This is a genomic window from Dictyobacter arantiisoli (assembly GCF_008326305.1).
GTDB classification, from domain to species: Bacteria; Chloroflexota; Ktedonobacteria; order Ktedonobacterales; family Ktedonobacteraceae; genus Dictyobacter; species Dictyobacter arantiisoli.
In genome coordinates, this window is the sequence record NZ_BIXY01000089.1 from 16,194 (window position 1) to 32,088 (window position 15,895).

Consider the following 15,895-nt stretch of genomic DNA (forward strand, 5'->3'; position numbering starts at 1 on the left):
TCTGGAAATCTCGAGCATCTATCAGCACCGTCCATCGTATAACACACCACTCCAATAAGCAAGGATGATAATGATGTACTATAACAGTAAAACTGATTGTCACTATGAATGTGTTAGGCTAAGAAGGAGTTGAATTGTGTCACGAGCCCGCTTACGTAATCTTGGAATTAAACCTGGAAAAATGCCAACCGGAACCTATAATGCGATTACCGATGTGCCCGGAGTCCTGGTGGGACAGGAAACGATTATTCAGGATGATCAGGATAGCCAGCGTGTCGCACGTACAGGTGTCACGATGATCGTGCCACGCGATGGAGATATCTGGAACGATCATGCCTGCGCTGGCTTCTTTAGCTTTAATGGCTGCGGCGAGATGACTGGTTTGCCATGGATCGAAGAATCCGGGATGATTCATACCCCTATCGGTATTACCAATACAAATTCGGTAGGAGTCGTGCGAGATGCCCTCGCAGCCTATCCCATGGTCATGGCGGATAAATGGAACAGTCCACCCTCTATCTCCTCCTCCTGGGCTGGCTCCCTGCCAGTTGTGGCGGAAACCTGGGATGGCTGGTTGAATGATATTACTGCCTTCCATGTAACGCAAGAACATGCCTTTAAAGCGCTCCAGGCAGCCAGAAGCGGCCTCGTCCCGGAAGGGAATGTCGGAGGGGGTACCGGCATGATCTGCCATGAATTCAAGGGCGGTACCGGCACATCATCCCGTATCGTTCCCTATCAGGATCGGGATTATACCGTAGGCGTGCTGGTACAGAGCAATTATGGGAACCGCGATATGTTACGTATCGATGGCGTACCCGTGGGCCGCGAACTGGACTTCACTCACGTCGCCAATCCCTGGCTGACATCCCCTAAAGGCGGCTCCATTATCGTAATTATCGCAACCGATGTTCCGCTCCTACCAACGCAATGTACCCGTCTCGCCAAACGCGCCACCGTTGGTCTGGCTCGCGTTGGCGGCACAGGACAGAACGGCAGCGGGGATATTTTCCTGGCCTTCTCTACCGGCAATCATGCTCTGAGCACATCCCAGGGCTTCCTGAGCATGGACATGCTCCCCAATGATCATCTCAACGACTTTTTTGACGCCGTTGCCGAAGCGACCGAGGAGGCTATCCTCAACGCCCTCTGCGCCGCCGAAACCATGATAGGCTGGCAAGGCCATCGCGTCGAAGCCCTCCCATTGGAGGATGTCCAGCGCATCATGGAACGCTATCGACCACGTTAAATTCTTACCGTACCGACATTCACCCACCATTGTGATAGCACTATTTTCTCATATGCTATTATTTCAGGCGTTTTTATTTTACACTAATAGAGACAATTGAAATAATAGCATCGCAATCATCAAAGAAAACTAGCTTCATTGCACATACTATGCGGCTTATAGACCTGATAAAAGATGTAATGAATATGTATTTACTCACAATACACTCTAAACAAAATACATATCTTTTAGCTTGTATAACAAATTACCATTATTTGCGCGACTAGCATGTTTTGTGTTACAATGCTTTTACCAGAGAACCCATAGAGCCCAAAGCGAACACCTGTTTCTCATAGAGACATCTTTTCTATCGGCTCAGGTCCAACGTCGTCCCCGCACATGGCCAGCAAAGGGATTACGCATTGATCGCCTGTATACCAAATTATCCAGGAGCAAAGTTCAAACAAGCTTATACATTGTTTGAAGAATGAGAAAAAAAGACGTCTTATACTACGAGAGCCTGAAACCGAATAGGATAAGTGAGCAGAGCTGAAAGGATTCGTTGATGAAAGATGCATACATAGAAATTTCCTATTCCCCTATTTCTTCCGAGGCACCTATGATCTTGCATAAAGGCGCGCGCTGCTATGCCAGATCTTTAAAGCAAACCTTTCGTAGCTCCAACCATATGTATAGCAGCCAGACGAGAGAAGATCCTTATACTATACCAGCCTTCCCACTAACCGCCCGGTCCAGTTCTCTCCGTCCTCAACACAAACAACGTATCAAAGCCAAAGTCTATATTGTCGAGCAGGACGAAATCTATAGCGAGCAGGCCGTTTAAATCAGAAGCCAGCAATCGGATTACAGGAAACGAGCCAGAAAGCCCTGTCCATTCATGGCAGGGATGAATGGCTCTTCCTGATTGACAACCATTAAAACATTTTGTATACTCTCCTGTATGAAATGAAGCCATTGCAAAAAGATTCGTCTGAAGACGATGAGGCACGATACCCACCTCACGGTTGGTTGGGCTTCATGCACCACAAGAACAAGTGGTTGGTACCCAGGGGCACTCGGAAACCTGCAAACCTCGGTTTGCGCAACGCTTCTGGACATGTGGACCGCTACCTTTCAGTTGTGAGACTGATGGGCAAGTCTCATGGATGAAGGAAGAATCCCTGTGCATTTATGCCAGGGAGTGTCAACAATAGATACAACACTACCTCCGAAATTGGGATGAAAAAGGCTTGCATATGACGTTACGTCATCCCTTATGCTCTCTCATGAAAGGAGGTAGTACTTGGATCAAGGTTATTATCAGACGGGTCAGTTTGCCAGAAAAGCAGCTGTTACGGTGCGTACCCTACGCTTTTATGACAAGGTTGGACTCCTATCACCACAGCAGCATACCGCTTCTGGACATCGTTTATATAGCGAACAGGATTTCTTTTGCTTGCAGCAGATTCTGGCACTAAAAATGCTTGGCTTCTCTCTGGCAGAGATTAAAACTTGCTTGCAAACGGAACCACAGCAACTCCAACAGGTGCTTGCAATCCAGAAGCAGATGTTGTACGAACGGCGCGCTCAACTGGAGACAATTATCCAGGCGGTCAATCAGGCCGAAAGTCGAATGCAAAACAAACAGCCCATCTGGGAGTCAATTGTAAGTGTGATCCAGGTGATACAAATGCAGCAAAATAGTGATTGGCACGAGAAATACTTTACCAAAGAGCAGCTCGAAAAGATGCAGCAGATCAGCGAGCAAGCCTATACTTCTGAACAGCGTCAGCAGATAGCCGACTGGGGTCAGGGCTGGAGTGAAGAAGATCAAAAACAGGCGGATCAGCAATGGCAAGCGGTGAATAGCGAACTACATCAGTTGGTCGCCACAGGGGCAGATCCAGCCAGCGCTGAGGCTCAGAAGTGGGTCGCCGCATACCGCACTCTGATTGCCCAATTCACCCATGGCGATATGGCTATCGAGTCTGGCCTTAAAAAGTATTATAAGACGCTTGAGCAATTGCCTGAACAAGAGCAACCACTCAAGTTACCCTATAATGCCGAGGAGAGCGCGTTTATTGCCCGCGCAGTCGCTATCCATCAACAAGGGCAGGAAGCACAGTAGGGCTCTGACGATCCTACTGATAAAGTGTTTGATTCCCACTCCCATCGGGTTTTTGTGGCTCACCCACCTGTGGGTGGTGCAGAATAGGTGCTTCGCACCTATTCTGCACCACCCACTAAAAACAGTTTTGAGCACCGCAGGGGCGAAAACTCATGCATCAGGATGGCGAAGACCATGGGAATCAAACACTTTGTGAGTGCATGCTTGCCTGCGCAAGGCAGAGAGAAGTTTTGTTTGAGGTAGGAGGTAGGCGACTGCCTGCCTCCCACCTCAAACGTTAAAGGGGCTTGCTTCACAATGAAAAAAATGGTCAGGGACAAAGCTGGCGCATTAGCTGACAACCGACACAGTTCCATCTGAATAGACTCGAACCATAACTGTGGGGAGAGGCCTGGTTGCAGGCCCTTTTAGAACTTTCCCATGCTGCGCGGGATCAAATTGGGCATGGTGACGTGGGCAAATCAGGGTGTGACTCTGGGCATCATAGTTGACGAGCACTCCCTGGTGCGTACAGGCTCGATCATAGGCAACCAGCACATTGTCCGGCAGATTGATCAAGATACCTTCATTGTTGCTCACAGGATTGGTGAAATTGTGAGCAGTGTTTTTCGCGGGTAGCGCGGTACTGATCAAGGTGCCTGGCGGGGCAACCATGTGATCTCTGGTAGCCTGGGGGGCTACTGGAGTAGTATTGGTGGACTGCCCGGGCAGATGTAGTGTTCCATTTTGGACCAGTCGCAACAGGCTAAAGCCGCCGCCTGCCAGCACACCTACAGTAATAATACTGTTGACCGCCGTGATAATACGCCGCCGCCCTGGATCAGGCTGTCCCGGGCGTTTGCTACGTTGCTTTGTAGGCATGGCTGCCTGCTTACCAGTCATTGCCTCTCCTGGAGGTGGCGTAGTGATCGCAAGGGGCGTAGCAGGAGGTGGAGTGTTCTGGCGCAAGCCTGGAAATTTACCGGTCTCAACCGCTATAGCAGATAATTTCTGGCTGGTAGCTAAGTTGGGCATGGCATATGACGCGTCTGCAGTCTGGCGCGGCGCAGATATAGCCGGGCGGTTGATGAGAGCGATACGTTGCAAATTAAATTGTGTGCTTCCAGGAAAGGTCAGCGCGACACTGGGTATACGGCTTGAAGTGATGCCAGGCATCGCCAGATTTCCTTCACGCGTCTCACCAGGCGGCAATGTGTCCAGCAAATTTAGATGTACTTTCATAGGTAGGGATGTACTGGTCGCAGTAGTGCCGGGCAGTGTTTCAAGGAACGCGACCGCAGGCTTAGCTGCTTCTTCCATCACATCTAGTACGCGCTCGAAAGCAGTGACCAGCTTGCCAGCCGACTGGAGACGCAGATTGGGATCGCGCTCAAGCGCCCGCTGTAATGCGATGTCTAACGCCGCCGGAAGCTCAGGGACCACCGCATGGAGCGAGGGGATACGCTCATCAACATGCATCTGGATCAGCTCAAAGGGGTCGGCACTGGTGAAAGGGGCATGTCCACACAACATTTCAAAAACCAGGATACCCAATGCGTACACATCCGTACGGGTGTCGAAGCCCCCTCCCTGCACGAGCTCAGGCGCGCTATAGGCAGGATTTGTTAACAGGGTGCCCGCGACACTAAATAGACCCCGATAGGGGTGCGCCACCTGACCAATGCCATTTATCTCAAGCATATGTGCCAGCCCAAAGCCAGCCACCATCACAGTATAGATTCCCTCAGCACCACCTTCGCGTACCAGGAGCACATTTGAGGATTTCAGCGTCCCATGCCATACCTGCTGGTTATGCACATAATCCAGGGCTTCTGCAATCTGACGTAAGAGGGGCAGCATAAGCTCAGGTGTACAGCGACCCTGGCTGGCAAGCAGCGTCGCGATGGTATCCCCTTCAATCAGCGGCGATACCAGATAGGGATAGCCATATTGCTCACCAAACGCGTAGGTCGGCACAACATGGGGATGTTGTAAGCGCTTCAAAGCGGCAGCTTGCTGCATAAAACGCTCCATAAAGCGTTCTCGTGCCAACCCCTGGCACTCATCCGGCAACAAAAAAATCGTCACCATCACTGACTGCTCACTCGTCTGCTGTTGAGCGATATATACCGCGCTCAATTTCCCCTGGCCAATTAATTGTGTAAGCCTATACGCGCCAATATTTTGCCCAACAAGTTGCGCCACCGATGTGAGCATAACATCCCCCCTTGATATGTGCCATTGTAGTCCTCACCTTTGCGGTAAGGCACAACGCTTCGTACACACAAGCTCCCAACCACAAAAAAATCCCTTTCTCTATAGTGTAACAACTCAAGAGGATGAGCGTCAAGACAAACCAGTCCTCGACAGGACTTGTGGGTAGTTTGGGTAGCAATTGAAGCAGAATGCAGCAAAAATGGCATTCTGATAGAATAGGGAAAATACGTTGGTAGTTTTGGGCTATCCTTTGTAGTATTCTCGGATTTTCCAGACACTCTGCGCTATACTACCCCTACGAGTCGCACGAAAGCAATACTCTATACATTCAAAAGCTGCACTATCAACAAAGATTGAAAAAAATAACTTCTCATGCGCTCTATTTTCGCCCGGCGCACTCTCTATAGATAAAAAACACGTCGCATACGGGAGATTCATCTTGAAAAGATCTCATTTCACACGCGAAATAGTTGAAATAATTGCCTTTACACTGGTACTCTTTATCGTTATTCGCTTCGTTATTCATGGTTACGCGATGCACAACAACACCAACATGCAGCCCAGCGTGAGCAGTAACGCATATATCATGGTCAATCGGACCTCCTATCTCTTTAAAAAGCCAGATCGCGGCGATGTTGTTGTGCTGCATTATCCCTCTAATCCCAATACCGACGTGGTAGCCCGTATCATTGGTCTGCCCGGAGATACGATCAGAACGAATAGTACCCATGTCACCGTCAATGGAACTACCCTCGTTGAGCCCTATGTGCAGACACCCTTTAATCCTGAGGCACGCGAGTGGAAGGTTGCTCCCAACACATATTTTCTACTCAACGATAATCGTCAAATTGCCGATGATTCGCGCAATTGGGGCTCTGTAAATAAAGATATGATTGTCGGCAAGGCTGTGATTAATTTTTGGCCGCTCTCACAATTCGGCTTTATTAACAACCATTCAGATACCTTTGCTCAGGTCAAAAATCCTGCCCCCTGATACCCAAATTCTATAGAAATCGCTAGAGATTTGTGCGAATCTCTAGCATAAACCTGCATATAATAGAGATTTCATGAGTTTTAACATTGCATTCCAGATTTCCTCACGTTATGCTATATATATGCTCGGTCGTGTCATGAATAAGCCGTAACCTCTCCCACGCGGTCAGGACAGCTATGATGCGAGAACAATAGCAAAAACACGAATACACCTGAAGGTAGATATACAAGGAAGTCGTATGCAATCAACGTCTCAACCAACGCCCAATCCCATGGGCGTCGCTCGCTTTATCTCTGCCTGCCAACGCCAACCTGTCACAACGACACCGCTCTGGTTTATGCGTCAGGCGGGCCATTGTCTGGCCGATTACCGCAAACTACGCGAAAGCTATGATATTTTAACGATCGCACGCACACCAGAACTATGCTCACAGGTATCGCTCCTGCCAGTTGAGCGCTACGGCGTCGATGCGGCCGTCATGTACAACGATATTATCCTTCCCTTCGCAGGCATGGGACTGCACACAGAACTTGATCCGGCACGCGGCCCTATCGTTGAGAATCCTGTCCAATCCCTTCAGGACGTGGAGAATCTTATTATCAGCGATGCAGAAGAGGCCACGCCCTTTGTAATGGAGGCGATCAGGATTGTCAAACGGGAGCTACATGGCAAGCAAGCCGTGATTGCGATTGCTGGTGGTCCCCTTACGCTGGCTCTATATATACTTGAAGGCATTCCCTCACGCGATTATGCACGCGCCAAAACAGTGTTGTATCAACAACCTGAAGTATGGCATGCCTTATTAGAAAAAATTACTCGGGTATTGATCAGCTACGTGCAGGCAGAAATCAGGGCAGGAGCTGATGTTGTACAGATGTTTGATAGCAATGTCGGCATACTGGGACCGACAATCTACCGGACGTTTGTCCAACCTTACTCACAACGAGTCCTTGCCGCCATCAAAGATGCGGGAGGAGTGAGCATTCACTTTGGTACCGCCAACGCCAGCCTCTTGAGCGCTATGGCTGAAGCAGGCGGAGATGTAATTGGAGTTGACTGGCGTGTCGATATTGACACAGCCTGGCAACAAATTGGCGACCAGCATGCGATCATGGGCAACCTCGATCCCATGCTTATGCTCGCCCCCTGGGACGCTATTGAAGCGCAAGCGCGAGCCATCCTGGAAAGCGTCGGGCCGCGCCCTGGACATATCTTCAATCTCGGCCACGCAGTCCATCCAGCGACGCAACCGGACACACTGCGCAGGCTGGCCGACTTTGTTCACACATATTCCTGGAACTAGCCTGCACTAAGGAAACGAGTACTCATTCGACGCATCTATGCGTGCTTCAAGCAATATACATGCTATAGATACTTTTCGGACCAGGAAGATAGGAAATAGAAAATAATGGATAGAACATCAACTCTGACACAGGCCACGCCAGAGGCGAAGCTACAGAGCCGTTTTTTGCGAGCCTGCTATGGTTTACCAGTGGACGCAACGCCCATCTGGCTGATGCGCCAGGCAGGTCGCTATATGGAAGAATATCGAGCCCTACGGGCACAGCATCCTATTCTAGAATTGATCAAGACGCCAGAATTGGCTGCTGAAGTAACGCTACAACCGATGCGGGCCTTTGACCTGGATGCTGCGATTATTTTTGCGGATATCTTGCCTCCTTTGCAAGGGATGGGGCTGAACCTCGAGTTTATGAAGGGTGAAGGACCGGTCATCCATAATCCACTGCGCACACGTGCCGACGTTGAAGCTTTGCGTGTACCTGAGCCAGAAGAGAGCCTCTGGTTCACATTGGAGGCTATCAAACTGGTACGCCGTGAACTTGCCAGCCGCAATATTCCCTTGATCGGCTTCAGCGGCGCACCCTTTACCCTGGCTTCCTATGCTATTGAGGGGGGGAGCAGCAAAAACTATCTCCACGCCAAAGGGATGATGATGAGCGACCCAGCAACCTGGCATCTGCTGATGGAGAAACTAAGCGCTGTAATCGGTCAGTATCTGCTGGCACAGGCTCGCGCAGGTGCGCAGGCGCTCCAATTCTTCGATAGCTGGGTCGGCGCGTTAAGCCCGGCCGACTATCGAGAATACATCCTGCCGCACAGCAAGCATGCCCTTGACATCGCCAGACAGGGAGGCGTGCCAATCATTCACTTTGGCACCAACACTGGAGGCATGCTTGACCTCTTACAGGAAGCGGGTGGTGATGTAATCGGCATTGATTGGCATCAAGATCTTGCCAGTACCTGGCAAACGCTCAAGCCCGGCACAGCTGTCCAGGGCAATCTCGATCCAGTTACCTTATTCGCCCCCTGGCCCGAAATTGAACGACGCACCAGAGAGATTCTAGATAGTGTGGCGGGCAAACCCGGCCACATCTTCAACCTGGGACATGGCATCCTTCAGGGCACACCAGTTGATAATGTCCGACGCCTCGTCGATTTCGTCCATACCTACACCTCACGCACCCCACAACCAGCCTAGCACTCTGTCAGACATCATGTGATGAGAGCCCCGGATGCAAGGGGCTGAGAGCCCCGGATGCAAGGGGCTGAGAGCCCCGGATGCAAGGGGCGGCGAGCCCCTTGACTGGGGGATCGGGGGCTGTGCCCCCGTCATCTCCTCTCCCCCATCCCGCCCGCGTAGCGGGCGCACAACTCATCAAACGAAGTTTGACAAAGTACCAACCAAAACAGGATGGGATATTCCCAAAATAGCCCATCCTTGCCCGATTTCTTTCCTCCTCTAACAAAAGAAGACAGACAGCGTAGCAGATGCATTTTATAGGATAGGCACACCATCAAAAAGCGCACCAGGACAGAATTGTTGTCCCTATATAACTGTTCTGGTATATTGTGAGGTATGATAGCATTATGGACGCAATTCTATCTCATGCAAGAAGGGGGTCAACTTGAAGATGAGTCAAAGATCAGCGATAATTCTCATTATGTCATCCTTATCGCTGGTAGTTATTATGGTACTCGCCATCTACTTGCTCAATCTCAATGAACAGCCGGGAGAACTGGTGACACATATTTATGCGACTCCACGGGCCACACAGGCTGGAAAACCCATGCTACAACAACTTGCACTAATTACCGATCAAGCTTATGGCAGCGGAGATCAATACGTGCCAAATAGTTGGGGAGCACAGAAAGAACGGATTGTTCGTACCGCGAACGGCGATCTTTTTATGACATATATTTCAGCAGGCGAAGGATTAACTGATCGTGAATGGCATTTGATGCATAAAGCGCCGCGGAGTGCTGATTGGCAGGAAATAAGAACCGGCAACGCGGGGGTCGAACCAATCAATATCGTGCTGGGGAAGAATGATTCAATTCATCTCTTTGCCTGGCCCGGTACACAGGGCAAGCTACAACATATTTATTCCTCCGATAACGGCAAAACTTTTATAAGTGAATGGTTGCCCGGCAACTGGCAAACGGGTCAGGAACAGGGCTATAGCAGCGTCGGTGTCAATGATAATGGCGATATGGCTTTTATTCAGACGGGAGAGGATAAGCCAGGCGTTTTCAACTGGACCTATTATAATAGCCAGGCCAATCTCTGGACATTTCATACCAACAAACTGGATTTACGCTATACCTATGCATTCCTCTTTCCAGGCTATAACGGCGATCTCTCCATTGTTGCCACCCGCGATGTCCAACGTCACATTCTGGGCCTTCCGCAAGCCTCGCAGGGCAATCCATGGATCTTTAATGAGATCAAATATTTTCATTTCGATGACGTCACCGCCAAAAATCCTCTCCCCAGCCAACTCGTAATCAAAACTGTTCAGCCAAAAGATACCAGTGATACCAGTGATCGTGACGTTCTCTATGTCACAGATAGCTATGTTGATACCGCCAATCGCCTCCACATCCTCTATCTCAACGAATATGATGGCCCACACCAGGCGATACTCGAAAACGGCAAACTGGTGAAAGATGTAGCCATGCATGGCGTCAACTTTGGACAAAAGATGCGCATCATCCAGGATACGCAAGGGCATTTCTATATCATTGCGATGGGCGAACAGGGAAACACGATCAATATTTATCCCGGGGCCGCTAATGATACTGATGGGACCAGGCTTGGTCCCGAAATCAAATTAGATATCTCGCGCTTCCCTGGCTGTACCGACTATGATTTTTGCCACTCCCCCACCTTCACCATCCCACGTGCGGGCAATGAATTGTCTGATACCATCGATGGTGTCTATGGAAACTTTAACAAGGAAGTCTATTTTCGTATCAATTTACGTGGTGGAACCAACACAGCTCCCCCCACGACAAAGATCACCTCACCCCACATAGCACTGCTCCCATATATAGACGATAAACAGCACCTGCGTTAAAATCTTTATCATGAGCAAATGGGATTATTCAGGGCGATAAGTCATGAACAATCCCACTTGCTCATGATGGATTGAAGAGAAAAGCTAAGGATGGGTCAGGACGGTCTGCATAGCTTCCAGTGCGATATTATCAGCCTCGGAAGTGACCCAGTCTTCCACGTGCGGAGCTACGCAGCTAGGGCAGGGATAGAGCTGCCCATTGAGCTGGATGCGGTAGGTAAAGCCAGGGACCGGCGCGGGCAGGAAGAGGCGTTGCGTGGCGACATGGATTAGATCCTGCTCAAGGCCCAACCAGCGCTGATGAAAAACCTGATTCGCCAGATGAACTGCAATCAGCACATGCAGTTGGCGTGCTTCTTTGATGGTTTTATCAACAAAACCAGCCTTTTCACCCATGTATGGACCAAGGAAGATCTTGAAGTAAAACCCTCCGTTGACCGGATCACGTAATGGCGAATGCTCCAATCCATCTAACATATCCTTAGCCAGGGATAAATAGGCATTGGTATGGGTGTAAGCTCCGGTACGCATCAACGCCTCGATCTCCTGACCAGTTTCGCCCATGCGGGCCTGCGTATCCATGAGGCGATTAGCACCAAAACGCCTATCGTGGATCAGGTAAATGCGGCCAAACAGATGATACTGTGGATTGTACGCCTGTTTGATAACCTCGGCTACATCTCGCTTGCCAGCCGTGATCCATTCAGGATGTTGAAAGCGCGTTCCGGCATCCACCAGGGCCAGGCCCGTCTCCAGAGCATGATCCACACGATAGCCATCCTGAAGCGGTGCTTTGACCGCGCCAGCCGAGGTATCAATCCGCCCATGTTGGATACCAAGTGTGTGGTCCAGATGTTGATACTCCGAGGTCGCCCAACCCTGTAATGTCTGATTCCAATAGGCGATAGCGCCGCTATAATCCCGCATACGGAGCAGCTCAAAGTAGACCCAACCTTTATTCAAGATCGTATGCCCCCAGCCACGCTGCACGGTTGGCAGGATACGAGCAATAAAAGTATCCAGCGAGGTATCACCGGGATGGCGCGCCCTGTACCAGTACATATTCTCAAGTAAGCGCAAATCATTGGCGCTATCCTGGCGTGTCGAATGTCCACGCTGATCACAATGCTCCGGCCCACAATTGACCTGCGCTGGATCGCTCTTGCGCCAGTTGATCAGGGTCGTCTGATGCTGCCCATCCCAGCTATGGGCATTCATATCCTGCAACACCTCAGCCGAAAGCACATCCAGATCATTGGTGCGAACACCAATCGGTGGAGAAATATGCAGTCCTGCTTTAGGATCAAAAGGGGGACGTATAAAAACGGTATACATTAACGTAATCAGGACTACAATAGGAAGTCCAAATAGCAAAGCCGAGGTTATTTGACGCGCCTTTTTAGAAGCGCGATAACGTCGCCAGAGAGAGCTTTCCGGCTCCTCCTGCGGCGGTCGCGTCTGTAATTGATTCATGATACACCCCTCTTTAGAGAGCTCGCCGAGCACAGCTATCCAGCGCAACATCAAAAAAAATGAGACCTGGAGATCAGTCAGTCAGTCAAACAAACAAACAATGAATAGATCTTCGCGCCAGCAAAAAGACCTTCTGCTATATAATCGACAAGATGGGTGATAAGAACAGTATTGGAATAAAGCAATAAAAGTGTCAATATACCAATGTAGTAGCGGCAAACGACAAAGATCACGTGCTACAATGAAGGCGTGTAGTGTTCTTCATCATGATACCTCCAAAGCAAGCAAACATTGAGGATTGAAAGAGCACAATGAAAACCGATGGATTATTCATAAAAAAAGACAATCCAGATTCAAGTAGAATAGAAAGAGGCATTGTATGACAGCCAATATCCGTGTCACCGTCTGGAACGAATTTCGCCATGAACGCCAATCGCAGGAGGTTGCCAAAATCTATCCAGAAGGTATTCATGGAACGATTGCCAGAGCGCTGGGAAACGATGGCCTGACTGTACGCACAGCTACCCTCGATGAGCCCGAACATGGCTTGACCGATGAGGTGCTCAACAATACAGATGTCCTGATCTGGTGGGGACATATGGCCCATGCCGAAGTACGCGATGAGATTGTGGATAAAGTTCACAAGCGTGTCCTGGATGGCATGGGACTGATTGTCTTGCATTCCGGCCACTTCTCAAAGATCTTTAAACGCTTGCTGGGGACCGATTGTGATCTCAAATGGCGCGAGTCCAATGATAAAGAGCGACTCTGGGTCGTCACGCCCGGCCATCCGATCACAGAAGGCATTGGAGAATATATCGAACTCGAACACGAAGAAATGTATGGCGAGCCCTTTGGTATCCCCACTCCCGATGAGTTGGTGTTCGTGAGCTGGTTCACCGGCGGAGAAATTTTCCGCAGTGGCTGCTGCTATACGCGTGGTCAGGGTAAGATCTTCTACTTCCGACCGGGACATGAAACCATTCCGACCTATCATAATCCAGAAATTCAGCAGGTCATCCGCAATGCCGTGCATTGGGCTGCCCCAACCGCCACCCGCAAACTGATCCGTGGCAACACCCAACCCGTCAATAAATAAGCGGGATTGCAAAGGGCGGCCAGCCCTTTGCCGGGGTTTGGGGTGTCCCCAAATACCCCTTTTCCTTCTTTTCTTCGCCGCCGCACGCGGCGGCGAAAGGGAGGTAAGAGATCGGGGCACAACCCCAAACCACAGGTTAAGGATTGCACCCTTAACAATCCCGCTTCTGTTCGCACCTATGGGGGCGGCAGCCCATGACGGAGCGCGGGGTGTCTGCCACATTCTTTACAGGGCTTTTGCTACAATTTGTGCAATAGTATGCTGTGTCAGCGTAATTTGTACCTGTTCGTCAACCTCATTTGATATAGCATGCATAACAGCCGAAATACGGCACGTAAAGGTACAATCTGAATGGGCTTCATAAGGACTTAGATCCAGCGCTCCAACCCCATGCACCGCTTTATAGACGTCGGCCAGCGTGATACACTCAGCCGCTCGGCTCAAGCGGTAGCCTCCATCGCGGCCCTCACGTACCTCTACAATATCGCTGCGTACAAGTTGAGCCATCACGCGGCGCAAAAAGACCGCATGCGCCTTCAGGCTACAAGCGATCATTGAACTTGAACAATTCCCTTCCGTGCGAGCCAGTACCACCAATGCCTGCACAGCCACCGCAAACCAGCCCGAACCCATTGAAGTTTCAATACTCATCATATCCTCTTGCTCAGGCATATTCTCAACATATCATAACCAATCGAGTACTTCATTAGCAAATAGCGCAATGCTCATATATTTAACGTATATTGATAAGAAGATTAGGAGCTCGACAAAATCAAATAGCCACGTCATAATAGAGTCAGAGACATATATCGCTCTATTCACTATATCACTATTTCGGAAAAGGTTTTAGAATAAAGTATTAGAGAGCTATCGGTTTAGCCACAACTGAACCTGCATTTACATTTCATCTCTACAGAAAAACTGAAAGAGGGAACCTATGTCAGAACAAGAGACATATCAATTCGCGGAACAGCGCTATGATACGATGCTTTATCGTCGTACGGGCCGCTCAGGCTTAATGTTGCCCGCCATCTCGTTGGGAGCCTGGGAGACATTTGGTGGATACCGTGGCGAGGAAATTGCTCGCGCCTGCCTCTACAAAGCCTTTGATCTGGGCATTACCCACTTTGATATCGCCAACAACTACGGTCGCCCTCCCGGCAATGCTGAGCGCATCGTCGGCAAGATTGTCAAGGACATGCCACGCGATGAGCTCATTATTTCGAGTAAAGCTGGCTATCATATGTGGGAAGGACCATATGGTGAGTGGCTCTCAAAAAAATCACTGGTCGCCAGCCTCGATCAATCCCTGAAGCGTCTCGACCTCGATTATGTAGATATTTTCTATGCCCACCGTCCTGATCCCCATACTCCACTGGAAGAGACCATGGCAGCTCTGGATCTGATTGTCAAGCAGGGCAAGGCCCTGTATGTTGGCGTGAGTAACTTCCCTGGAGATCACCTTGAGCAAGCAGTTCAGGTCACGAAGCAGATGGGATTAACACCCATTACTATTCATCAGCCGCGCTACAACTTGCTGGAGCGTCGTTGTGAACACAATCTCTTCGACCATACCGCTCGTAACGGCATTGGCGTCATCACCTTCAGTCCTCTGGCGCAAGGTTTGCTCAGCAACAAATATCTCGGAGATACTATCCCAGATGACTCGCGCGCCGCAGCATGGTGGGGCCGCAAATCCAACGAGGATGTCGTACAAGGCGAAAAACTGGATAAAATTCGCCGCCTCAATAAAATTGCTAAGGAGCGTGGTCAAACCCTCGCGCAGATGGCCCTGGCCTGGAATCTGCGCCTGCCAGCTGTCACCAGCGTCCTGATCGGTGCCTCCAAACCAGAACAAATTGAGGAAAATGTCGACGCCCTGAAGAACCTGGAATTCAGTGAAGAAGAGCTCAAAGCAATTGACGAGATCGTCCCACGCGCCTTCTAATCCCTTTTTACTAGTACTGCGTTACAGTTATTTGAAAAGCGGGATTGCAAAGGGCGGCGAGCCCCATAGGGGCGAACAGAAGGCTTTTCAAGCGGGATTGCAAAGGGCCGCCAGCCCCATAGGGGCGAACAGAAGACTTTTCAAGCGGGATTGCAAAGGGCCGCCAGCCCCATAGGGGCGAACAGAAGACTTTTCAAGCGGGATTGCAAAGGGCCGCCAGCCCTTTGCCGGGGTTTGGGGTGTCCCCAAAATACCCCTTTTTCTTCTTTTCTTCGCCGCCGCAGGCGGCACTCCTTCAAATGAAGAATAACAGAATACTACCTTAAGTATGAGTCATCCCGGATTTTTGGAGAACCCGTAAAACCTCCAATCAATGAGATGAAGGAATTCCAGGAATTGCAGGCACTAGGCAAAAATGGCCTCCTGGTCTACACTGTTGGTGATTAAAAT

At 50.0% G+C, this 15,895-nt stretch carries 13 protein-coding genes; 9 read left to right on the forward strand and 4 right to left on the reverse strand.

What is annotated here, in order from left to right; all coding sequences use genetic code 11:
- The first annotated feature begins 136 nt into the window (after window positions 1-136).
- The 3 genes from F1593_RS22590 (at window position 137) to F1593_RS22600 (ending at window position 3,356) form a co-directional block, all read left to right on the forward strand.
- Window positions 137-1,249: a DmpA family aminopeptidase gene (locus tag F1593_RS22590; protein ID WP_149403826.1), complete on the forward strand. Its 1,113-nt coding sequence runs from the start codon at window positions 137-139 to the stop codon at window positions 1,247-1,249.
- A 544-nt stretch (window positions 1,250-1,793) separates the two neighbouring features.
- Window positions 1,794-2,072: a hypothetical protein gene (locus tag F1593_RS22595; RefSeq protein ID WP_149403827.1), complete on the forward strand. Its 279-nt coding sequence runs from the start codon at window positions 1,794-1,796 to the stop codon at window positions 2,070-2,072.
- A 459-nt stretch (window positions 2,073-2,531) separates the two neighbouring features.
- Complete coding sequence (locus F1593_RS22600; protein ID WP_149403828.1) at window positions 2,532-3,356, forward strand: MerR family transcriptional regulator; 825 nt, start codon at window positions 2,532-2,534, stop codon at window positions 3,354-3,356.
- A gap of 330 nt (window positions 3,357-3,686) precedes the next feature.
- Here the strand turns inward: F1593_RS22600 and F1593_RS22605 are convergent, their stop codons facing one another.
- Window positions 3,687-5,552, reverse strand: coding sequence for a protein kinase domain-containing protein (locus tag F1593_RS22605; protein WP_149403829.1), 1,866 nt, complete (start codon window positions 5,550-5,552; stop codon window positions 3,687-3,689).
- Window positions 5,553-5,991: 439 nt separating this feature from the next.
- On the opposite strand from F1593_RS22605, the gene lepB reads away from it, so the two are divergent.
- The 4 genes from lepB (at window position 5,992) to F1593_RS22625 (ending at window position 10,925) form a co-directional block, all read left to right on the forward strand.
- Window positions 5,992-6,546, forward strand: coding sequence for a signal peptidase I (gene lepB, locus F1593_RS22610; RefSeq protein WP_149403830.1), 555 nt, complete (start codon window positions 5,992-5,994; stop codon window positions 6,544-6,546).
- Window positions 6,547-6,784: 238 nt separating this feature from the next.
- Window positions 6,785-7,849, forward strand: a complete 1,065-nt coding sequence (gene hemE / locus F1593_RS22615) for a uroporphyrinogen decarboxylase (RefSeq protein ID WP_149403831.1) — start codon at window positions 6,785-6,787, stop codon at window positions 7,847-7,849.
- A gap of 105 nt (window positions 7,850-7,954) precedes the next feature.
- A complete protein-coding gene (gene hemE, locus F1593_RS22620) occupies window positions 7,955-9,046 on the forward strand; it encodes a uroporphyrinogen decarboxylase (protein ID WP_149403832.1) in 1,092 nt (363 codons plus the stop codon).
- Between the two features lie 433 nt (window positions 9,047-9,479).
- Window positions 9,480-10,925, forward strand: coding sequence for a hypothetical protein (locus F1593_RS22625; protein ID WP_149403833.1), 1,446 nt, complete (start codon window positions 9,480-9,482; stop codon window positions 10,923-10,925).
- Window positions 10,926-11,009: 84 nt separating this feature from the next.
- Here the strand turns inward: F1593_RS22625 and F1593_RS22630 are convergent, their stop codons facing one another.
- Window positions 11,010-12,398: a hypothetical protein gene (locus F1593_RS22630; protein ID WP_149403834.1), complete on the reverse strand. Its 1,389-nt coding sequence runs from the start codon at window positions 12,396-12,398 to the stop codon at window positions 11,010-11,012.
- Window positions 12,399-12,777: 379 nt separating this feature from the next.
- On the opposite strand from F1593_RS22630, the gene F1593_RS22635 reads away from it, so the two are divergent.
- The gene (locus F1593_RS22635) at window positions 12,778-13,497 is read left to right on the forward strand and encodes a ThuA domain-containing protein (RefSeq protein ID WP_149403835.1); all 720 of its coding nucleotides are present in this window, start codon (window positions 12,778-12,780) and stop codon (window positions 13,495-13,497) included.
- A 225-nt stretch (window positions 13,498-13,722) separates the two neighbouring features.
- Here F1593_RS22635 and F1593_RS22640 read toward each other — a convergent pair whose 3' ends face one another.
- The gene (locus tag F1593_RS22640) at window positions 13,723-14,151 is read right to left on the reverse strand and encodes an RrF2 family transcriptional regulator (RefSeq protein WP_172632358.1); all 429 of its coding nucleotides are present in this window, start codon (window positions 14,149-14,151) and stop codon (window positions 13,723-13,725) included.
- 283 nt (window positions 14,152-14,434) lie between these two features.
- Between F1593_RS22640 and F1593_RS22645 the strand changes: the two genes are divergently transcribed.
- Window positions 14,435-15,445 carry an aldo/keto reductase gene (locus tag F1593_RS22645; RefSeq protein ID WP_149403837.1) on the forward strand — a complete coding sequence of 337 codons (1,011 nt, stop codon included), beginning with the start codon at window positions 14,435-14,437 and terminating at the stop codon, window positions 15,443-15,445.
- A gap of 87 nt (window positions 15,446-15,532) precedes the next feature.
- Here F1593_RS22645 and F1593_RS28575 read toward each other — a convergent pair whose 3' ends face one another.
- Window positions 15,533-15,694, reverse strand: coding sequence for a hypothetical protein (locus tag F1593_RS28575; protein ID WP_172632359.1), 162 nt, complete (start codon window positions 15,692-15,694; stop codon window positions 15,533-15,535).
- Window positions 15,695-15,895 lie beyond the last annotated feature (201 nt).